This is a genomic window from Xanthobacter sp. DMC47 (genome assembly GCF_056313845.1).
Genome location: NZ_JBQUZM010000004.1, coordinates 1,609,856 through 1,630,694, shown reverse-complemented (window position 1 = coordinate 1,630,694; position 20,839 = coordinate 1,609,856). Strand labels below are relative to the sequence as shown.

General features: G+C 69.6%; 19 protein-coding genes. 6 read left to right on the top strand and 13 right to left on the bottom strand.

Going from position 1 to position 20,839, the window contains the following annotated elements; translation table 11 throughout:
• Positions 1–12 precede the first annotated feature (12 nt).
• A complete protein-coding gene (locus tag ACT54R_RS19435) occupies positions 13–816 on the bottom strand; it encodes an ABC transporter ATP-binding protein (RefSeq protein ID WP_476328912.1) in 804 nt (267 codons plus the stop codon).
• Positions 810–1,829 carry an ABC transporter permease gene (locus ACT54R_RS19430; protein ID WP_476328910.1) on the bottom strand — a complete coding sequence of 340 codons (1,020 nt, stop codon included), beginning with the start codon at positions 1,827–1,829 and terminating at the stop codon, positions 810–812. The genes ACT54R_RS19435 and ACT54R_RS19430 overlap by 7 nt, the downstream gene beginning before the upstream one ends.
• A 267-nt stretch (positions 1,830–2,096) precedes the next feature.
• Between ACT54R_RS19430 and mtnC the strand changes: the two genes are divergently transcribed.
• Both mtnC and ACT54R_RS19420 read left to right on the top strand, forming a co-directional pair.
• Positions 2,097–2,774: an acireductone synthase gene (gene mtnC / locus ACT54R_RS19425; RefSeq protein ID WP_476328908.1), complete on the top strand. Its 678-nt coding sequence runs from the start codon at positions 2,097–2,099 to the stop codon at positions 2,772–2,774.
• A gap of 35 nt (positions 2,775–2,809) precedes the next feature.
• Positions 2,810–3,139: a 2Fe-2S iron-sulfur cluster-binding protein gene (locus tag ACT54R_RS19420; protein WP_476328907.1), complete on the top strand. Its 330-nt coding sequence runs from the start codon at positions 2,810–2,812 to the stop codon at positions 3,137–3,139.
• Positions 3,140–3,142: 3 nt separating this feature from the next.
• On the opposite strand, the gene ACT54R_RS19415 is transcribed toward ACT54R_RS19420, so the two are convergent.
• The 9 genes from ACT54R_RS19415 to ACT54R_RS19375 all read right to left on the bottom strand — a co-directional run bounded on the left by ACT54R_RS19415 (position 3,143) and on the right by ACT54R_RS19375 (position 10,621).
• Entirely contained in the window at positions 3,143–3,628 is a 486-nt protein-coding gene (locus ACT54R_RS19415) for a DUF2269 family protein (RefSeq protein WP_476328905.1), read from the bottom strand.
• Complete coding sequence (locus ACT54R_RS19410) at positions 3,628–4,917, bottom strand: SDR family oxidoreductase (protein ID WP_476329237.1); 1,290 nt, start codon at positions 4,915–4,917, stop codon at positions 3,628–3,630. Before ACT54R_RS19410 ends, ACT54R_RS19415 begins: the two co-directional genes overlap by 1 nt.
• A 72-nt stretch (positions 4,918–4,989) precedes the next feature.
• A complete protein-coding gene (locus tag ACT54R_RS19405) occupies positions 4,990–5,310 on the bottom strand; it encodes a hypothetical protein (protein WP_476328903.1) in 321 nt (106 codons plus the stop codon).
• A gap of 31 nt (positions 5,311–5,341) precedes the next feature.
• The gene (locus tag ACT54R_RS19400) at positions 5,342–5,776 is read right to left on the bottom strand and encodes a hypothetical protein (protein ID WP_476328901.1); all 435 of its coding nucleotides are present in this window, start codon (positions 5,774–5,776) and stop codon (positions 5,342–5,344) included.
• A gap of 115 nt (positions 5,777–5,891) precedes the next feature.
• Positions 5,892–6,770, bottom strand: coding sequence for a 2-oxo-4-hydroxy-4-carboxy-5-ureidoimidazoline decarboxylase (uraD, locus tag ACT54R_RS19395; protein ID WP_476328899.1), 879 nt, complete (start codon positions 6,768–6,770; stop codon positions 5,892–5,894).
• 13 nt (positions 6,771–6,783) lie between these two features.
• Positions 6,784–7,587: an ABC transporter permease gene (locus ACT54R_RS19390; protein ID WP_476328897.1), complete on the bottom strand. Its 804-nt coding sequence runs from the start codon at positions 7,585–7,587 to the stop codon at positions 6,784–6,786.
• A gap of 9 nt (positions 7,588–7,596) precedes the next feature.
• The gene (locus tag ACT54R_RS19385) at positions 7,597–8,454 is read right to left on the bottom strand and encodes an ABC transporter permease (protein ID WP_476328895.1); all 858 of its coding nucleotides are present in this window, start codon (positions 8,452–8,454) and stop codon (positions 7,597–7,599) included.
• A 2-nt stretch (positions 8,455–8,456) separates the two neighbouring features.
• On the bottom strand, positions 8,457–9,503 hold the full coding sequence (locus ACT54R_RS19380) for an ABC transporter substrate-binding protein (RefSeq protein ID WP_476328893.1): 1,047 nt from the start codon (positions 9,501–9,503) through the stop codon (positions 8,457–8,459).
• Positions 9,504–9,505: 2 nt separating this feature from the next.
• Positions 9,506–10,621: an ABC transporter ATP-binding protein gene (locus ACT54R_RS19375; RefSeq protein WP_476328891.1), complete on the bottom strand. Its 1,116-nt coding sequence runs from the start codon at positions 10,619–10,621 to the stop codon at positions 9,506–9,508.
• 132 nt (positions 10,622–10,753) lie between these two features.
• On the opposite strand from ACT54R_RS19375, the gene ACT54R_RS19370 reads away from it, so the two are divergent.
• The 3 genes from ACT54R_RS19370 (at position 10,754) to ACT54R_RS19360 (ending at position 16,587) form a co-directional block, all read left to right on the top strand.
• Positions 10,754–11,695 (top strand): LysR family transcriptional regulator, encoded by a 942-nt coding sequence (locus tag ACT54R_RS19370; protein WP_476328889.1) that lies wholly within the window; start codon positions 10,754–10,756, stop codon positions 11,693–11,695.
• 99 nt (positions 11,696–11,794) lie between these two features.
• Positions 11,795–14,341, top strand: coding sequence for an AsmA family protein (locus tag ACT54R_RS19365; protein WP_476328887.1), 2,547 nt, complete (start codon positions 11,795–11,797; stop codon positions 14,339–14,341).
• Between the two features lie 185 nt (positions 14,342–14,526).
• A complete protein-coding gene (locus tag ACT54R_RS19360; RefSeq protein ID WP_476328885.1) occupies positions 14,527–16,587 on the top strand; it encodes a 3-hydroxyacyl-CoA dehydrogenase NAD-binding domain-containing protein in 2,061 nt (686 codons plus the stop codon).
• Between the two features lie 78 nt (positions 16,588–16,665).
• Here the strand turns inward: ACT54R_RS19360 and ACT54R_RS19355 are convergent, their stop codons facing one another.
• Both ACT54R_RS19355 and ACT54R_RS19350 read right to left on the bottom strand, forming a co-directional pair.
• On the bottom strand, positions 16,666–17,859 hold the full coding sequence (locus ACT54R_RS19355) for an acetyl-CoA acetyltransferase (RefSeq protein ID WP_476328883.1): 1,194 nt from the start codon (positions 17,857–17,859) through the stop codon (positions 16,666–16,668).
• 15 nt (positions 17,860–17,874) lie between these two features.
• Positions 17,875–19,335 (bottom strand): OB-fold domain-containing protein, encoded by a 1,461-nt coding sequence (locus ACT54R_RS19350; RefSeq protein ID WP_476328881.1) that lies wholly within the window; start codon positions 19,333–19,335, stop codon positions 17,875–17,877.
• Positions 19,336–19,492: 157 nt separating this feature from the next.
• Between ACT54R_RS19350 and ACT54R_RS19345 the strand changes: the two genes are divergently transcribed.
• Positions 19,493–20,728 carry an NAD(P)/FAD-dependent oxidoreductase gene (locus ACT54R_RS19345; protein ID WP_476328879.1) on the top strand — a complete coding sequence of 412 codons (1,236 nt, stop codon included), beginning with the start codon at positions 19,493–19,495 and terminating at the stop codon, positions 20,726–20,728.
• Positions 20,729–20,839: the final 111 nt, after the last annotated feature.

Genomic DNA, 20,839 nt, shown 5'->3' with positions numbered 1-20,839 from the left:
CGGGAAAAGGGCTCACCATGTCGCGTCGAGGCCGAGGAGGCCGAGCAGATGGTGGCGCAATTCGGCGAGGCGCGGATCGCCGCGATGGCGCGGATAGGGCACGTCCACGCTCACGTCGGCCTTGATGCGGGCCGGCCGCTCGGAGAAGACGATCACCCGCTCGGCGAGGAACAGGGCCTCCTCCACGTCATGGGTGACGAGGAGGGCGGTGAAGCGGGCGTCCTGCCACAGCTTCAGGATCTCGCCCTGCATGGTGATGCGCGTGAGGCTGTCGAGCTTGCCCAGGGGCTCGTCGAGCAGCAGCAGCCGCGGCTCGTTCACCAGCGCGCGCGCCAGCGCCACGCGCTGGGCCATGCCGCCGGAGAGCTGGCGCGGATAGGCGCTGGCGAAGCCCGACAGGCCGACGAGGGACAGCGCCTCGCCCACCCGCCGCCGCTGGGCCTTGAGGAGGCCGCGTGCCTCCAGTCCCAGAGAGACGTTGGCCTCCACCGTGCGCCACGGATAGAGGGTCGGGTCCTGGAACACGAGGATGCGGGAGGGGTCGGGCGCGGTGATGGATGTTCCGTCCACCGCGAGCTGGCCGGAGACCGGCTGGTCGAGCCCGGCGAGGAGCCGCAGCAGGGTGGACTTGCCGCAGCCGGACGGCCCGAGCAGCGCGACGAACGAGCCGGGCTCGGCGGAGAAGCTCACATCGTCCAGCACGGGGAGGGGGGCGCCCTCCAGCTGGAAGGCGTGGCTCACGTGATCCACGTCGAGGCGCAGGCCGGACGCCGGGGCGGGCGCGCCGGCGGGGGAGGAGAGGGCCACGCTCACCACCGCACCAGCTCCTTCTGCCAGGCGAGGGTGCGGTCGCGCAGCCGGAATAGCAGGGTGACGAGGCTGGAGCACATCAGCGCCATCACCAGCAGCGCCGCATACATGTTGGCATAGGCCGCCCAGCCCTGCGCCCATTGCAGGTACCAGCCGAGGCCCGCCTTCACCCCCAGCATCTCGGCCACCACCAGCACCGCGAACGAGGTGCCGAGGCCCATGAACAGGCCGACGAAGACATGCGGCAGCGCGGCGGGAATGGCCACCTTCAGCACCAGGAAGCGCTGGCTGGCCCCGAGCGTGCGGGCGATGTCGTAATAATCCTTGTTGACCGAGGCGATGCCCGACCAGGTGAGGATGGTGACGGGAAAGCCGGTGGCCAGCGCGAGCAGGAACACGCTGGCGCTCCACGAGGAGGGAAACAGGAAGAAGGCCACTGGCAGCCACGCGGTCGCCGGCAGCGGGCCGATGAAGCGCAGCACCGGATGCGCCCAGTAGCCGGCGATGCGCCACCAGCCGATGGAGACCCCGAGCGTGACACCCACGGCAGCGCCGATGGCATAGCCCCAGGCCAGGAGCTTCAGGGAGGCGACGACGCTGAGGCCGAGCTTCGGCCAGTCGTCGAGATAGACTTCCAGCAGCGCTTGCGGCGGCACGAAGAAGGGGCGTGGCAGCAATTCAAGTTTTGCCGTCACCGCCTCCCAGGCGATGAGGCCAAGGGGCAGGACGAGAAGCCACGGCCCCCAGTGCCGCAATCCCTTCAGCCGCAGCCCCGCCACCGGGCCGGCGAGCGCGGCGAGGAGGATGAGCCCGCCGATGCCGGCGAGGCCGAAGGCAAATTCCCGCGTATAGGCGAAGTCGTCCGCATCCGACACGAGGCCGGCATAGCCGGCGGCTCCGAGCCAGACGATGCCGGCCGCCAGCCCCGTGTGCCAGAGCGGCACCCGCTCCGCATGATCGCGGGAGCGCCGGCGCGGAACGCCGGCGATGGCGGGCGTCTCGATCAGCTGATCTGTCATCGGTTGGTCTCGCCTGCGGCTGGGAATCGGGAAGAACATGGACGCACGCGAGAGCCGCGCACGGACAGCTAGGAGTTGAATCAATCTATTAATTTTATGGAAATTATAAAAATTGAGTCAAGCGCCAATCTGCGCCTGTCTTGGTCGTGCTGCAGGGGGCGCGCCGGCAGGTCCGATGGGAATGGCACGGCCGGTGCTTGCCTTGTCCGGAGGGCCGGTTCTGGCGCCTTCCCGACACAGGCGGCCCGCAGAGGCAGAGGCGCATCCATGGCCATAGAAGCGGTGCTGATGGACATCGAGGGCGTTCTCGGGCCCCTGTCCTTTCTCGACGAGACGCTGCTGCCCCATGCGCGCGAACGGCTCGGCGCCTTCATCGCCGAGCATGGGGAGGAGGACGAGGAGATCGAGGCGGCGCTGGACGAGGCCGGCCGGCTCATGGGCGGCTTCTCCCTCACGCCCCGCGAGGCGGAGGCCCTGCTGCTGCGCTGGATGAAGCAGGGGCGCAATCCGACGCCGCTCAAGATCATCCAGGGCCGCATCTGGCAGGAAGGCTATGCGGCGGGCGCCTTCACGGCTGAGGTGCATGGCGATGCCGGGCCGAGCCTCGCCGCCTGGAAGGCACAGGGGCTCCGGCTCTTCACCTTCTCCTCCTCGTCGGAACTGGCGCAGCGGCTGTGGCTGTCCTCGGCCGGCTCGGAGGCGGCAGGGCTGCTCGACGGCTTCTTCGACACCCGCATGGGCCAGAAGCTGGAGGAGGAGGCCTACAAGGCCATCGCCCAGGAGATCGGCGTCGCTCCGGCGCAGATTCTCGTGCTGTCCAGCAATATGGACGAACTCGACGCCGCCGCATCCGCCGGCCTCGCCACGGTGCGGATCGCGCGCGACGGCGGCGACAGCGGAAAGCATCCGGCGGTGGCGGACCTCGCATCCCTGATCCTGCCATGAAACCCGCCACGAGCCGGCCGAAGGGCGCCTGATCCATGCCCCGCTTCACCGTGGAAACCCGCAGCGGCGACCGGCAGGACGTGACGGGCCGCGACGGCGCGACGCTGCTCAAGGCCATCCGCAAGGCCGGCATCGAGGAACTCACCGCCCAGTGCGGCGGCGGCTGCGCCTGCGCCACCTGCCATGTCTTCGTTACCCCGCCGGATGGCGTGACGGCGCCTCCGATCAGCCCCGGCGAAAGCCGGATGCTCGCCATCAGCCAGAACCGCACCCTCGCCTCCCGCCTCGCCTGCCAGCTGAAGCTGGAACCGGCGCTGGACGGCATGGTGGTGGTGATCGCGCCGGAGGAGGCCGGGGACTTCTGACGGTCAGCCGAGGGTGAAGGCCGGCAGGTCCGGGCGGGCGATCATCAGCCAGAAGATGCCGAGCACCGCCGCGAAGGCGGGACAGCCGAAGGCGAACCAGGTCCAGAACAGGCGGTGGTAGGCGACAGGCAGCGCCGTGCCCGCCGCGGCGGCGGCCTCGGCGAGCGTCCGCATGCGCATCTGCATCCCCACCACCGGCAGCCAGAAGGCGCCGGTGAGGAGATAGAGGGTGATGGAGAGCACGATCCACCCTTCGGTGAGCGGATAGCCCGCCGCCTGCGCCAGCAGCGCCCCCGTGACGGGCTGCAGCACCACGGCGGTGGCGGTGAAGAGGAAATCCGCCAGCACCACGATGCGCGCCACCGCCGCCACCGTCGCCGCTCGGCCGGTGGCATGGGCCACCACCATGAAAAAGGCGATGCCGGCGCCGGTGCCGAGCAGCACCGTGGCGCCCATGACATGCAGGAACTTCAGGACGAGATAGGCCATCACCGGTCCCTCAGGATGGCGAGGGCGACGAGGTTCAGCATCATCACGGGCGCGATCTTCACCAGCGGGCCGAGCGGATCGGTCCACAGGGACGGCAGGAGCGCCGTTCCGGCGACCACATAGAGCAGCGAGACGCCGAGTGCCGCCCACAGGGCCGTGCGTGTGGTCCGCCGCACGGCGATGCCGAGGCCGATGGAGAGGTCCGCCAGCGCGCCGCCGATGGCCAGCGGAGCGGCGAGGGGCCCGGCGCCCGCCGCCGTCAGGAGAGCGACGCCCGCATCATAGGCGGGGCCGAGGGAGAGAAGCCCGGTGACGATCCAGAACAGGGCGAACACCACGAAGATCGCCGGTTTCAGCACGTAGAGGGCGGCGAACCAGCGCTCCTGCACGCCGGCCGGCTCGGCGGCGAGGGCATCGGCTAGCGATTGCGGACGGATGCCGGTCATCTCCATCCACGGGCCGGGATCGCCGGTGGCGCCGCGGGCGATCTCCCGCGCCACCGTGCTGCGCAGGGGCGGACGCCAGCCGAGGCGGCCGAGCGCGTCGCCGATGCGGTACATGAGATGGGCGATCCCGCCGGGGACGCTGACGGTGCGCGCCGGCGCAAAGCCCAGCCACCGGCGATAGGTGGCGATCACCGCTTTGAGGGGCAGCCGGTCCGGCCCGGCGAGGTCCAGCTCCACGCCCGCCGGCGCGTCTGGGCTGACGAAATGGGCCACCGTCGCCGCCACATCGTCGAGCTGCACGATCTGCAGATCGGCAGTGTCCGGAAACAGCGGAAAGACGGGCAAGGCGGCGAGCCCGCGGAACATGGCGCTGCCGCCATAGGCCCTGCGGCCGACCACGACCGATGGGCGCAGGGTGACATGATCGAGCCCGCTCGCCGCCAGCAGGGCATCGCCCTCCTGTTTGGTGCGGGAGAAATCGGACGGCGCGCCCGTATCGACGCCGATGGCGGAGATATGGATCACGCGCCGCACACCGGCGAGCCGGCAGGCCGCGATCAGCGTCGCCATCCCCGCCACATGCACGCCCGCGACGCTTTCGCCCGGCCCGTCCTGAAGCAGGCCTGCGGCGTTCACCACCGCGTCCGCCCCCTCCAGCTCACGGGCGAGCTGCTCAGGGGGCGCGGTGCCGAGGTCGAGCGCCACGAAGCGGGCCTGTGGCAGGGTGCGGGCCGCCGTGCCGATGTTCCGCGCAAGGCCGACGACCTCATGCCCGGCCGATGCCAGCCGCGCCAGAACGGCGGAGCCGATGAGGCCGGTGGCGCCAAGGACGATGATCCACATGGTCATGAACTACCATGCCGGCACCGGACCTGACATGCGGCATTGCCGCAGCGCCAGTGCCTCGCGCCACCCTCACTCCGTCGCGAGGCGTTCGGCGAGTTCGCGCACGTCGTCCCAGCTCAGGCGATGGGGCGCGCCGCCGGTGTCCACGTCCACGCCCTCCGCATGGACGGCGGCTGAGAAGTCGCCATCCATGCCCACGGGGCTGAGATAGAGGAAGTCCGTGCGCCGCCAGTCGTGGGCGACGGCGGTGAAGGCGCGCGACAGGGTGCGCCCCTCCTCCAGCGTGAGGTCATAGTGCAGCGCCGCGCTCAGCGTCATGCGCAGCATGTCGCCGAGCAGGCGGTGGGACACGCGCCGGACGAAGGGATAGGGGACGCCGGGGTCGGTCATTTCTGAAAGCTCATGGCGAAGTCCTCGCCGCTCAGAGCGACCGGACCTCTTCTGCCTTGGCGACGAAGTCCAGCCTGTCCGCCGCGTCGAAATCCGCCACGGGCACCGCGAAGGCGAAGCGGTTCGCGTACCAGAAATTGCCGAAGGGCAGGAACAGGCTGCCGGAGGTGAAGGTGGCGAGCGTCGTGTCGCCCGCCTTCAGCACGGCCTCGAAACCGGGGCCGGCCTCGGCGGCGGCGGTGTTGTCGCCGAACACCTCGAACTGCACGACGAGCCGCACCAGCGGCGCGCCGGCCTCCTCCGTCTTGATGGCGATGACCTTCAGGTCCTGGAAGCGCCGGCCGATGGTGCCGTCCGCCAGCAATTGCGGGAATTCATGCACGCGCCCCTTCTTCACCGCGAGGCCATCGGCGGGCAGCACGCCGAGGTCGGCGAGCCCGGTGGGCTTGGCGGGGGCCAGTGTCACGCTGGTGCGGGTTTCCTGCAATGCCGGCAAAATACGCTCCTGTCGGGCTGGTCGTTGGAAATGCGACAAAAATCGACATTGCCCGCCCAGAAGCACATTGCGCGCCAGATCGTCCTCAGCTGCCGCGATAGGTGGTGTAGGAGCCGGGCGAAAGGAGGAGCGGCACGTGGAAATGCTCCTCGGGATTCCACACGGTGAAGGCCACGCGCACCTTCCCGAGATAGGCGCGTGCGGTGGTGGAATAGCCGTGGCGGGCGAAATAGGTGGGCGTGTCGTAACGCCACTCGTAGGTGCCGGCGGCAAGATCGCCGTTGCCGAGGAGATGGTGGTCGCAGGCGCCGTCGTCATTGGTGACGAAGGAGGTGAGCCGCGTCATGCCGCCGTCGCTCTCCCGCCGCCACAGCTCCACGCCGAGGCCGCCGGCCGGCGCGGCGCGCACGGTGTCGAGCACATGGGTGGAAACGCTGCCCGTGGGCGCGGCGCGCACGCGGTCGAGCAGCCGCATCCAGGAGATGGCCGCGACCTCCGCCAGTGCCTCGGTGCGCTCCGCCTCGGGGCTCGCCGCGAGCCGCCGCTCGAAGGTGGCGAACAGGGTCTCCAGCGAGGCCTTGCGCACGGCGAGGATGAAGGGATAGCCGAACCGCGCCTCATAGGCGGCGTTGAGCCGGTCCAGCCGGGCGCTGATGTCGGCGTCGATCGCATCGAGGCCGAGGGCGGTCTGCTCGGCGGTGGACTCCGCCGTGGTGCCGCGCCGCAGGGTTTCGGGGGAGAGGCGCGGATGGCCGTTGAGGAAGTCCGCCAGCGCCGGGCCGGGCAGCGCCTCGATGCCGGCGAGCATGGCCCGGTGCAAAGCGGTGAGGGTGGCGAAGGGACGGGCGGCGGCGGCGCCCTGCGCCACCCAGGGGGCATTCTCGAACACCGGGCCGAGGGCGGCGGCGAAGTCCGGCGCGGACATGGCGTTCAGGGCGTCGAGGCTCAGGAGGTGGCCGGTCATGTCTCTCTCCCGGTCATTTCATGAAGCGTGAGAAGCCGGCCATGCGCTCCATCAGCACCATCATCAGCACGGTGGCGATGATGATGACGCCGCAGGCGGAGGCGGCCCGGCTGTCGAGCTGGTTCTGGATGATGTCCCAGAGATAGATGGGCAGCACCTGCGTGCGGGCATCCTGGAGGAACAGTGACACCGGCACGTTGTCGAACGAGGCCATGAAGGCGATGAAGGCGCCGGAGGCGACGCCCGGGCTGATGAGCGGCAGCGTCACCGTGCGGAACGTATGCACGCGCGAGGCGCCGAGGCTGCGCGAGGCGTCGAGCAGGGCCGGATCGAGCTGGGCGAGGCTCGCGAGCGTGGTGCGCAGCACGAAGGGCACGCACACCACGATATGGCCGATGGCCAACGTCAGCGTCGAAGGCCGCATCCCCAGGATCGAGAACAGCATCAGCGCGGCGAAGCCGAAGGCCAGCGCCGGCAGGATGAGCGGCGACAGAAACAGCGTCTCAAGCCCCCGCGCAAGCGGGCCGCTGCTGCGGGCGATGCCGAGCGCGGCGGCCACCCCCAGCACCACGCAGGCTGTGACGCTGATGACGGCGACCTTCAGGCTCACCCACAGGGCGGCCTGCAATTCGTTGGCGTCGATGAGCGCCGCATACCAGCGCAGCGAATAGCTGGCGGGCGGGAAGTGCAGCGCCTCCTCGCCGGTGAAGGAGAGGATGAGGATGACCAGCGTCGGCCCCGCCAGCACGATGACGGAGATGAGGGAGAGGAGGCCGAAAACGGCGTTGAAGGAGAGGGTCTGCCAGTCGCGCATCATGGCGTCCTCCTAGCTGTAGAGCCGGGCCGCGCGGCTGCGCGAGAGCGCCACCAGCATGGCGACGATGAGCAGCACGGAAATCATGAAGATGACCGAGACGGCTGCGGCGAAGGGCCAGTTCTGCAAATCCATGGCCTGCTGGAAGATCATCATGGGCATGAAGAGCAGCCGCGAGCCGCCGATGAGGGACTGGGTGACGAAGGCCGTCACGCAGGCGGTGTAGGTGAGGATCGTTCCGGCGATGATGCCGGGCAGGGACAAGGGCAGCGTGACCTTGAAGAAGGTGCGCCAGGCCCCCGCCCCCAGCGCCTGCGAGGCGCTTTCCAGATTGGGATCGATGCGCTGGAGCGTGGTGATGAGGGGCAGCACCATGAGCGGCATCTGCACCTGCGCCAGCACGATGACGACGCCAGTTTCGCTGAACAGCAACTTCAGCGGCTGCGCCGAGAGGCCGAGGGCGAGGATCGCCTCGTTGACGATGCCGTGGCGGCCGAGGATGACGATCCAGGCGAAGGTGCGCACCACCACGCTGGTGACGATGGGCAGCACCACGAGAAAGATCAGCACGGCCTGCCAGCGGGCCGCGACCCGCGTCGAGAGCCATGCCAGCGGATAGCCGAACAGCAGGCACAGGAGTGTTGCTTTCGCCCCCACCAGCAGCGTGTCGCGCAGCACCGCGAGGTTCAGTCCGTCGGTGAGGAAGGCGGCATATTGGGCAAGGCCCAGCGTGCCGGTCATCTGCCGCTCGGTCTCGAAGCTGATGGCGACGAGCAGGCCGAGCGGCGCGACGAAGAACAGCGCGAAGAAGGCCGCAAGCGGCAGCGCGAGCGCCCAGTCCCTGGGTTTCGGATCGAGGGCGCCCGCCATGGTCACACCCGGATGTCGCGGTTGAACTGCTGGGTCCAGGCGGCGCGGTTCTGGTTCACCTTGGCCCAGTCGAAGAACACCATCTTGTCGAGGTCGGCGGGGCTTGAGGCGATCTGCTGGGCGACGAGGCCCGCATAGGGCACCTTGCTGGAGGTGGGGATCACGTTCCAGGGCGACTTCTGCATCTCGCTCTGCACGTCGGGCGAGATCTGGCTGTCCACATAGGCATAGGCCAGCTCCGGCTTCAGCGCGCCGGCGACGATGTGCATGGTGGTCTTCCAGGCCGGCGTGCCGGTGCTGACGCGGACGAACTCGATGGGCACGCCCTTCGCCTTCAGTTCTTCGGCGAAATTGAAGTTCTGCACGCCGATGTCGATCTCGCCCTGCTGGAACAGCGCGCCGTGGGCGCCGAAATTGGCGGAGACCGCGGCAAGGTTGGGCAGCAGCGTCTTCAGCTTCTTGAAGCCGGGCTCCATGTTCGCCTCGGTGCCGCCGGCGAGGCGGTTGATGTCGAGCAGGAAGGCGAGGCCGAGGGTGGAAGCGAGCGAGGTGATGCCGACCCGGCCCTTGTATTCCGGCTTCCAGAGATCCTCCCACGAAGTGGGCGGGGTCTTAACCGTCTTCGGATTGTAGGCGATGCCGATGGCCTGCATGGTGATGGCCGGGCCGAACGCGCCCTGGAACTTCGGGTTCAGCGCCGCGAAGTTGGGCGACTTGGCCGGGTCGTATTTGGCGATGAGGCCGGCATCGATGGCTTCCAGCGCCGGGCCTTCGTCCAGCATGGCCACGTCGAACGGCGGCTGGTTGCCCTTGGCGGCGGTGAGCTTGGCGATCTGCTCGGTCGCCAGCATGGGCGACTGCACCACGCTCGCCCCGGTGCGCTTGACGAAATAGGGCGCGAGGATCTGCTTCTGCACATTGGCCCAGGTGCCGCCGAAGGTGGCGGCCACCAGCTCGTCCGCGGCGAAGGCGCCGCGCGGGGTGAGGGCGAGGCCGGCGGCCGCCGTCGCGGAGGCGAGGAACCCTCGCCGGGACATCTCGAACGTCATGCTCAATTCCCCTTCTTGTGGGTGTCGCCCGAATGGTCCGGGAACAGGCCGGTGATGCGATTTGGCTTGAGGTGGAGGAAGACCGGGCCAGCCAGCGGGGCATCCGCCGCGCGCTCCTGCACCACCTTCACCGACGAGCCGTCGATGAGCGCCACCTCGTAGATGAGGGCGGGACCGATGGGCATGACGGCGGTGATCTCGGCGCCAAGCGCCCCCGCGCCGCCCGCGTCGCCCGTGGCGCTCACGCGCATCCCCTCGGGCCGCACCGCGACGAGAACGGCCGCGCCGACTGGCAGCGATGTCTCGCGTCCGGTCTCGATGACCATGCCATCGGCGAGCCGCACCGCCGCGCCCGTGGCCGAGGTGCCGGCCACCGTGGCTTTGAGCAGGTTGGCTGTGCCGACGAAGGTGTTCACGAACAGGGAGGCCGGCCGGTCGTAGATGTCCGAAGGCGGGGCGAACTGCTCGAGGTTGCCGCGCGAGAGCACGGCAATGCGGTCGGACATGCCGAGCGCCTCCTCCTGGTCGTGGGTCACCATGACAGTGGTGATGCCCGACTGACGCTGGAGGCGCTTGATCTCGATCTGCATGTCGAGGCGCAGATTCTTGTCGAGGGCGCTGAACGGCTCGTCCAGCAGCAGGATCTTCGGCCTTATGGCGAGGCAGCGGGCGAGGGCCACGCGCTGCTGCTGGCCGCCGGAGAGTTCGCGCGGGAGGCGGTCGCGGAAGGCGGCCATCTGCACCACGTCCAGCATCTCGGTGACGACGGCGTCCGTCTCGGCCTTGGGCCGGCCGGCGGCGATGGGGCCGTAGGCGATGTTCTGCGCGACGCTCATGTGCGGGAACAGGGCATAGTTCTGGAACACGATGCCGATGCGCCGCCGGTTGGTCGGCAGGTGGGAAATGGAGGCGCCATCCACCAGCACGTCGCCGGAGGTCTGGCGCAGGAAGCCGGCGATGATCTTGAGCAGGGTGGTCTTGCCGCAGCCCGATGGGCCGAGCAGCGAGACGAGTTCGCCGGGGCGGATATCGAGATCGATGGCATTCGCGGCCACCACCTGCCCGAACGCATGGGAAATGCCCCTCAGCGTCAGCGCGTGCCCGGCGGACTGGCTCATGGTGAAAGCCTCAAGGGTGCATCGGATCGGGCGCCCCATCGCCCCCGCGCTGAAGATAGTCGCCCCGGCGCCCATTGCCGTCCATCGCAGATTTGATACTTTTCCATACGCAAAATGCGTATGGAGGCAGCGGTGCCCGCATCCCTCGTTCCCGCGGCCCTGCGCTATGCCGAGCAGGTGGCGCGCTCCGGCTCCATCCAGCGCGCCGCCAAGGATCTCAACGTCGCCGCCTCCGCCATCAACCGGCAGGTGCTGCAGCTGGAGGAGACGCTGGGCGTGCCGCTGTTCGAGCGGGTGGCGAAGGGCATGCGCCTGACCCCCGCCGGGGACGCCCTCGTCACCCTCGCGCGCCGCTGGATGGCGGATGAACGGCGGACCGCCGCCGAGCTGCGCCAGCTTCAGGGGGTGGATCAAGGCCATGTGCGGGTGGTGGCCATGGACAGCCACGTCAACGGCATCCTGCCCGCGCTGATCGCCGACCTCGACGCCCGCCATCCGCGCATCTCGCTGGACGTGGAGGTGGCCAGCACGGACGCCGCCGTCGCCGCCCTCATGGCCGGGGATGCGGACATCGCCGCCATCTTCAATCTCTCCCCCCGGCGCGACATCCATGTGCTGTGGTCGGCGGAACTGCCCTTCGGCTGCGTCATCGCCCCGGACCATCCGCTGGCGCGGCGCGGTTCCATCAGCCTGCAGGAGGCGGTGGCCCATCCCATCGTGCTCCAGAGCCGCGCCCTGATGATCCGCCGCTATCTGGAGGCGCGGCACGGCTGGCTGTTCACGCAGGAGCGCAAGACGCTGGAGACCAATTCGCTCCAGCTGGTGAAGATCCTCGCCCGCGAGAAGGGCTATGTGGCCTTCACCTCCGAACTCGACGCAGCGGCCGAGCTGATCGCCGGCACGCTGGTGTTCCGCCCGGTGCGCGACAAGGGCGCCGAGCCGCAGATGGTCTCCATCGCCATCGACGGGCGCAAGCCCCTGACACGGGTCGGTCGCATCGTGGCCGAGGCGCTGGAGCGCCTCACCGGCCGGATGATCGACGATGTCCGCCGCGCCGGCGGCGGATCGGAGTGAGCGGGGGTTGCGGCAAAATTCGCCTGTCGGATGGTGCCGCGATCGCTATGTTGACATGGGGCGGTTGCGTCGCTGCCGGTCGGCAAGGCGGAGGGGGGAATGTTGCGCTTCGCGCTGCGGGCAATGGCGGTCCTGCTGGCGCTGGCCTGCGCCGCGGTCCTCGCGCTGGCGCTCGCAGTAAACCTGCCGCAGGCGGAAGGGCTGCGCCGCTCGCTCGCGGAGCAGGCGCTGACCCATCTGTGGGGCGAGCCGGTGAGCGTGCGCGGGGCGGTGGTCGTCACCCTGTGGCCTCGCGCCGCCGTCGACATGGACGGCGTGGAGGCGCACGGCGCCGACGGCGCCAATGCCCGCACCGCGCGTCTCCGCGTCGCCATCCCGCCCTATGCCGAACTGGTGAGCGATGGGCTGCGCTACAGCCTCGCGGTGGAGGGCGGCGACTTCGACGTGCCGCTCGACAGCGGCGAGGCGGCCAGCCCCGGATCGCTGCTCGAATCCCCCATCTACGTGCTGTCCCTGCTGCCGCACCTCGCGATCCGCGACACCGTGGTCCGCTTCACCGACACCATGAACGGCTGGCTGTTCGAGCTTAAGGTGAAGGATCTCAGGAGCGCGGCCGAGGCTGGGCGCAACGTGCTCGTGGCCGACGCCGCACTGAACGGCCAGCCCCTCACCCTCGGTTTCGCCTTCGACCTCGAGGTGGAGAAGGGCGAGCGGGAACACCCGTACGGCGCCCAGATCACCCTTGTCGCTGCCGACGGACCCGATGCCCCCGGCCTTTCGGCGCGCCTCGACGTGCGCGCGCGGACAAGGCGGTTCGACCACGGCCTGGTGATGAAGCTCGAGGCCGACGTCAAAAGCCTCGCCAAGGGGCTGACCCTCGCCGGCATCGCGCCGTCCATCGACGGCACCGGCAAGGTGAGTGCGCGTCTCAAGGCCGAGCCGGACCGGTTGAGCTTCCACGATCTCGACCTCGGCCTCACGCTCGCGGACGGGGAGCACATCTCCGTCACCGGCCATGCGGACGATCTCGCGACCCTCGCCGGAGCCGACCTGAAGGTGGTTGCCGATCTCGAAACCGCAGCCCCCGCAGCGGTCTCCGTGCGCGAGATCGTGGTGACCCGCCTGACGGGCGACTTCCGCAGCCGCGCCGATGGCATGATGCTGGACGAGGTCCTCATCTCGACCAACGCTTTCGACCAGAGCCTGCGGGAGATCGGCCCCATCAACGTGCGCTCGGTCGCGCGCGATGCCGAGGGGCATGTGGCGTTCCGTGGCATCTCGGTGATCGCCGGCCCCGCCGACCGGCCCATTGCCCGGCTTCAGGGCAATGTGGACGACATTCTCGCCTTCCGCGGCGTGGAGCTTGCGGGCGGAGTCGATATCCCGGTGGCCAGCGTTTTCGCGCTGCCGCCCGAGGCCCAGGACAAGCTCGGCCGCATCGTCGGCAGCCTCTCCATGTCGGATGCCGGGGCCGGCCTCGGGGTGGATTCCTTCGCCGCCCGCATCGAGGGCAGTGACCTGATCTCGGCGAGCCTCGCCCTCGTGCTCGACGACCTCGGCAAGCCCGGCGTTGCGGTGACCACCCAGGTGGACGCGCGCCTTAAGGTCCCCAATTATTCCGCCTTCGCCGCCGCCTTTGGCGACACCTCCGATTTCCGCGGGCAGGTGACGTTCGAGGGCCGCCTGAGCGGCACCACCGATGCGCTGACCATGGAGGGGCGCACGGACATCGGCCGCACCCGCATCAACGGCACCCTCTCCAGCCTGGCCGCCCCCGGCGGCCGCTCCCTGGTGAAGGGCACCATAAGCTCGCCGCTGGTCTATGCCGACGAACTGCTCGCCTTCATGCGCCCGGAAGGCCAGCGGCGGCGCAGAGCGGTGCGCGTGGTCGGCAGCCGGGAGCCGGAAGGCGGCAGCCAGATCGACCTGATCGGCACCACCGATGCGGACGTGACCATCTCCGCCACGCGCCTCCAGGGTGGTGGCGACAGCGCCACCGGCGTCCAGGCACGCCTCGTGGTCAAGGAAGGCGCCCTGCGGGTGGACCCGCTGCGCATCGGCTATCGCGGCGGCGTCATCTCCGCCGTCATGGCGAGCGAAGGGCGCTCCGTGCTGCGCACCAAGGGGTCGGGGACGGGCTGGCCGCTGGCGACCCTGTTCGGTCGCGGCGCGCCCATCTCGGTGTCCGGCACTCTGAGCGTGGTCTTCGATCTCACCACACGGATGGATGCGGACAACCCGCTCGCCACCCTAGGCGGCACCCTCACCGGGCGCGTCGGCCGCGGCCGCATCGGCACAGGGCTTCTGGACCTCGCTGGCGTGGGCATCCTCGCCGGCATCTTCACCTCGTCGGTGCAGAAGGGCGAAAGCGTGCTGCGCTGTGCCAAGGTGCCCCTCCAGTTCCACAAGGGCGTCGGCCGCACCAATCCGGTGATCGTGGTGAACACCGAGCATGTGCAGGCCCTCGCCCGCGGCACGGTGGACCTCATGCGCAACCGGATCGACCTGCGCGTGGCACCGCGGCCCCTTAATGCGCCCGATGGCCCGGCCGGCCACAGCTTCACCGTGAAGGGCTCCCTGAGCAGCCCCTCCATCGCCCTGGCCTCGGCCGGCAACGACCCCCACGGCCGCTATGGCTGCGACTGAAGGGCCAGCCGCTCGCGATGACCTAGCGTTGCGATGACTTGGAAATAATAGTTCGATCGATTAGTCTTTGAATTGCCGCCGCGGCGTCGCTGCGGCCATCGCACGCCATTCCTCTGGAGCACTCCATGACCAACCACCCGCCCGCGGCCCCGCGCGGCGCGCCCCCGCATGCTGAAGGCGTTCCCGTGACGATCACCCGTCATGGTTCTGTTGCGGTGGTTCACATCGACCATGCGCCGGTGAACGCGTTGTCCCGCGGCGTGCGTCAGGGGCTGCTGGATGCGGTGCGGGGGCTGGAGGCCGATGCGTCGGTGTCGGCGCTCGTGCTGAGCGGCGGGGCGGGACGGTTCATCGCCGGGGCGGACCTCAAGGAGATGGCGCTGCCGCCCGATGCGCCCTTCCTGCCCGAGGTGGTGGGCGCGATCGATGCCTGCAGCAAGCCCGTGGTTGCGGCGCTGGATGGCGCGGCGCTGGGCGGGGGATGCGAGATCGCGCTGGCGTGCGACCTCAGGCTCGGGTCGGCGAAGGCGCTGGTGGGGCTGACTGAGACCCGGCTCGGCATCATCCCCGGCGCGGGCGGCACCCAGCGGCTGGTGCGGCTGGTCGGGGTCGCGCAGGCCATCGCTCTGGTGTGCGAGGGGCGGGTGCTGAAGGCCGGCGAGGCGCTGGCCCTGGGCCTCCTCGATGCCGTGGTGGAGGGCGACCTCCTCGCCGAAGCCATCGCCCACGCGCCGACGGTGGCGAAGCGCCGGCTGTCGGGGATGCCGGTGCCGGCTGGCGATCCGGCCGAGGAGGAGGCTGCGGCTTCCAAGGCCCTGAAGGGCGCGAAGGGCGTGCCGGCCATCGCCGAAGCCATCCGCGTCATCAAGGCATCACGGGAGGGCGACTTCGCGTCTGGACTTGCTTTGGAGCGCGCCGCCTTCCTCGCCCTGCGCGAGAGCGCGGAAGCGAAAGCCCTGCGCCACCTCTTCCTCGCCGAGCGCGAGGCGGTGAAGGTGCCGGGGCTGGAGGGGGCGAAGGCGCGCTCCGTCTCCTCCACCGCCGTCATCGGCGCCGGCACCATGGGCGCGGGCATTGCCGTGGCTCTGCTCGATGCCGGATATCCGGTGATCCTGGTGGAGCGCGATGATGCCGCCGCTGCGGCCGGCGTGGCGCGCATCGACGCGCTCTATGCCCGCCAGGTGAAGAGCAGCCGGATCACCGAGGCACAGAAGGCCGAGCGCCTCGCCCGCCTTACCCCGGCCTCCGACTACGCCGCGCTGGCACCGGCCGACCTGATTGTCGAAGCCGCCTTCGAGGACATGGCCGTGAAGACCGACATCTTCCGCCGCCTCGACCAAGTCGCGAAGCCAGGCGCGGTGCTGGCCACCAACACCTCCTATCTCGACCTCGACGCCATCGCCGCCGCGACCTCCCGGCCGCAGGACGTGGTCGGCCTGCACTTCTTCGCTCCGGCCAACATCATGAAGCTGCTGGAGGTGGTCAAAGCCACCCATACCGCGCCGGACGTGCTGGCGACCGCCCTCGCCCTCGCCAAGAAGATGGGCAAGCAGCCGGTCGTTGCAGGCAATTGCGACGGCTTCATCGGCAACCGCATCTATGCGGTCTACCGCCGCCATGCGGAATATCTGGTGGAGGACGGCGCCACGCCCGAGCAGGTGGATGCGGCGCTGGAGGCGTTCGGCTTCGCCATGGGCATCTTCGCGGTGTCGGACATGTCGGGCCTCGACATCGCCTATGCCATGCGCAAGCGCCGGGCGGCGACGCGGGACCCGAACGAGCGCTACGTGTCCATCGCCGATGCTCTGGTGGAGGCGGGGCGGCTCGGTCGCAAGACCAGTGGCGGCTGGTACGCCTACGACGCGGCGGGCAACCGCACCACCGATCCGGCCGTCACGCAGATCATCGAGCAGGCCCGCGCGGCCAAGGGCATCCAGCCGAAATCCTTCACCCCGGAAGAGATCCAGCTCCGGCTTCTGGCGGTGATGGCCAACGAGGGCGCGAAGGAACTCGCCGAGGGCATCGCCCTGCGGCCCTCCGACATCGACCTCGCCTTCGTCAACGGCTACGGCTTCCCGCGCCTGAAGGGCGGCCCCATGCACGCCGCAGACGCCCTTGGCCTTCCCACCATCCTCGCCGAAGTCGAAGCCGCCCACGCCACCGGCGGCGCCGGCTCCGAACCCGCTCCACTCCTCGCCCAGCTCGCGGCCGAGGGGAAGACATTCGCAGACTGGCAGAAGGGCTAAGCCTCTCGCCTTTAATAAAAAACCCCGCCGCCGGCAGGTGCCGGGCGGCGGGGCAGTCAGCGGGCCGCCACGGTCGGATCAGGCGGCACCGACAATGGTGATGGAGCACACGTTCTGCGCCGGGGCGCCGCCCAGATTGTGGGTGAGGGCGAGGCCGGGGCTCGCGAGCTGGCGCGCGCCGGCCTGCCCGGTCAGCTGCAGCCAGCATTCGTAGAGCATGCGCAGGCCCGAAGCGCCGACAGGGTGGCCGAAGCATTTCAGCCCGCCGTCCACCTGGCAGGGCAGGGCGCCATCGATGTCGAAAGCCCCGTCCAGCATACGTTTCCAGGCGGTGCCCTCGTCGGCGAGGCCGATGTCTTCCAGCGTCACCAGTTCGGTGATGGAGAAGCAATCGTGCAGTTCGGTGAAGCTCAATTGCGCGCGGGGATCGGCAATGCCCGCCTCCGCATAGGCGCGGCGGGCGGCGATGCGGGCAGTGTGGACATAGGAGCCGTTCCAGCCGCTGCTCTGCACCTCCCAGCCGTTGGAGGCGACGAGCTGGATGGCCTTGACCAGAACCGGCGTCTTTCCAAGGCTTTGGGCGATTTCCGGCGTGGTGACGATGGCGCAGGCGGCGCCGTCGGACACCGGGCAGCAATCGAACAAGCCCAGCGGGTCGGCCACCAGCAGCGCATTCACCGCCTGCTCGACGGTTATCGCCTTGCGCAGATGGGCGTTTTTGTTCTTCACCGCATTGGCGTGGCTCTTCATGGAGGTGTGCCCCATGGCCCGCTTGAGGTCGCCGGCGGAGATGTTGTGGCGGGTGCCATAGGCCCGCGCGAGCTGGGCGAAATTTCCGGGATTCGTGTGTGTTGGCAGATACATGGGCGCGAAGGTGCCGCGCGAGGCCGGGGGCAGGCCGGCAAAGCCGGTGTCCTTCAGCTTCTCGACGCCCACCGCCAGCGCGATGTCCACCGCCCCTGAGGCCACCGCATAGACGGCGCCGCGAAAGGCTTCCGTGCCGCCGGCGCAGAAGTTCTCCACGCGGGTGACGCCGATATTGGGCAGCCGCAAAGCCTGGGCCATGGGGGTGCCGGCCTTGCCGGCGCCGATGTCGTCATAATGCGAGGAATACCAAGCCGCGCCAATCTGTTCGGGGGCGATGCCGGCATGGCCGAGCGCCTCCAGATAGGCTTCCGCCATCAGCTCTTCCTGCCCCACGTCCCAGCGCTCGCCGAAGCGCGAGCAGCCCATGGCGAGGATGGCGACCTTGTCCTTGATTCCGTTGGCCATTTTGTCGCCCTCCGGTCAGGCTGCGGCGGACGGCGCGGGGGCCGCGACCGCCTTCCAGAAATAGCGGCGGAAGCCGGTGCGCTCGTCCATGTCCTTGATGCGGAATACGAAACGCACCGCATCGCCGGTTGCGAGGCGCTCGGCGTCGGGGTCGGTGAAGTCCATCATCAGGCGGCCGCCGCCGGGGAGGTCGATGAGGCCGTAGCAATTGGGCGGGCTGCGGGAGAAGGCGAGGCGGTCTGCGGTGGCGGTCGCGACCGTGCCGCCGAGGTCCGCAAGGGGCCATGGTTGCTGGGTTTCCGCGAACAGGCCCGCCTCCGCCACGGCGAGGCGGGAGGGGGGAAACTGCACCTGTCCGGTTTCGGGGCTGCGGCTGCCGACGAAGCCCAGCAGGGCCTCGGCATTGCGGTAGGCCGTGGTCAGCGCCTCGTTGACCGGGAAGCGCCCGCGTAGGCCGCGCTCCCACGGCATAAGACCGCGAAAGATGGGGAGTTTCACATAGTTGACCTCGGCGATGCCAGCCGCCAGAGCGGCCGAGGCGGCGGCCGGAAACCGGGAGATGGCGTCGGTCGCCTCCAGCACCAGTGCGGTGGCGCCCTGGCCGAACTGGGCGACGAGCACCCGCTCGCCGGGGCGCATGTCTTCCATGGCCCGCGCCAGCATCACGAGGGCATGGGCGGAGCCGGTGTCTCCACATTCCAGATCAAGGGGTTGCGCCAGCTTTGCCCCACCGAGACCGGCTGCCTGCGCCACCGCCTTTGCCGCTCCGGGAATGACGCACGGCAGGACGAAATGGTCGATCGCGGACGCGGAAAGCCCCGCCTTTCCAAGGGCTTTCGCGATGGCGCGGGGCACAAGGTCGAGGAAGCCTTCCTCCCGCACCCAGCGCTCCTCCCAATCGGTGGCGAGCGAGCGGTCGGGGGCGCGGTAGCGCTCGATGAAGGGGGCGGAGAGGCTGGCGCCGCCGCGATAGGCGAGGAGGTCCGGCCCGCACCCGACAAGGGCACTGACACCCCCGTCTGAATAGCGCATTTCGGCGGTTCCACCCGGGGTGTTCAGTGGCAGTTCGGCAGCAATCAGCAATGCCGGGTCCGACGATTCGAGAGCGGCATGCAGCGCGAGCAGTCCGCACCTCATGGTACCTCCGACATCCTGCGTCCGGGTCGCCTCGGGGAGGCGAAGGGCGGCATGGACGAGGGCGGCCTGCTGCGGCTCGGCGAACACCGGGGTGGTGGTGGCGAAGGTGAGGGCGCGGACGGTGGTGCGGGCCTCGGGGACCCCGTTGCGCTCGGCTTGCGCCAGACACGCCCGGGCGGCGGCGACGCCCATGGTGATGGGGTCTTCGTCCCAATAGGCCAAAGTGCGGGCGCCGCGGGTGTCGCCTCGGGGGCAGAGCCAGCCCATGGCGGCGGCCATGGCGGCGCGCTGGAGGCGCAGGCGCGGCAGGTGGATCGCGAGTGCTGTGATGCCCGTCATGTGGTGCCCGTCTGTGCGGCCGGGGGAGGGGGCCTCATCGCCTGCCACGCGCCGAACGTCGGGGCCGACGGCGCGCGGGAAAGCCGATTGCCGCCCGCATTTCGGCAGTATAATAATCAGAACGTTCGGTCAATAAATATCCAAAACGGGGGGCGCCATGGGAGACGTGGGGACGGATCAGGAGCACATCGCCATCGTCGGAGCCGGGCAGGCGGCTGCCTCCCTCGCGCTGCGCCTGCGGCATGGCGGCTATTCCGGCGCGCTGACGATCTTTGGCGACGAGCCGCACCCGCCCTATCAGCGGCCGCCGCTCTCCAAGGCCTATCTCAAGCGGGAGTGGACCGTGGACCGGCTTTATCTGCGCCCGGCCGAGTTCTGGAGCGGCCTCGGCGTCGATGCGGTGACGGACGCGCCCGTCACCGCGCTCGATCCGGTTGCCCGCACTTTGGAGGTGGGCGGACGCAGCGTCGCGTGGACCAAGCTGGCGCTCGCCACCGGCACCCGCCCGCGTCCGCTGCCGCCCGAATTTGCGGGTCTCTCAGGCGTCTATGAGCTGCGCAGCCTTGCCGATGCGGACCGGCTGGCGGGCGAAATCCGCCCCGGCCGGCGGCTGCTCGTGCTCGGCGGCGGCTATGTGGGGCTGGAGACGGCGGCGGTGGCGGCGAAGGCCGGGCTCGCCGTCACCGTGGTGGAGCGGGCCGCGCGCATTCTGGAGCGCGTCGCCTGCGCCGAGACCTCCGACGCCATCCGGACGCTCCATGCGGGCCACGGCGTGGGCATCCTCGAAGGCCGCAGCGTCGCCGCGGTCGAGGCACAGGACGGCGCCGTCGCGGCGGTGACGCTGGACGACGGCACGCGCCTGGAGGTGGATGCGGTTCTGGTGGGCATCGGTGTCCTGCCGCGCGACGATCTGGCCCGCGCGGCCGGCATCACCTGCGAGAACGGCATCGTTGTGGATGTGCACGGCCGCACTTCGGCGCCCGGCGTCTGGGCAGCGGGCGATTGCGCGGCCTTCCCCTTCCAGGGTCTGCCGACCCGGCTGGAAAGCGTGCAGAATGCGGTGGATCAGGCGGAATGCGCCGCCGACGACATGCTCGGCCACACCCGCGTCTATGCGCCGGTGCCATGGTTCTGGTCCGACCAGTATGACATGAAACTGCAGATCGTCGGCCTCAATCGCGGTTACGACGCGGTGCTGCGCCGGCGGTCCGAACGGGGCGAATCGCTCTGGTATTTCCGCGACGGGCGCATGATCGCGGTGGATGCCCTCAATGATGCGCGCACCTACATGGCGGCAAAGAAGCTGCTGGAGGCGGGGGCCGTTCTCACGCTCGACGAGGTGGCGGCGGAGGGGTTCGACCCGGTGGCGCGGATGAAGCGGCCGGCGGCGTGAAGGTGGCGGCTGCGGTCTGGCTGTTGGGAAGGGCAATGATTTAGAGCGCTGTCATGCCCCGGCTTGTCCGGGGCATCCACCCGACCGCGGGCTCGGTGCTCGATCGCCAAA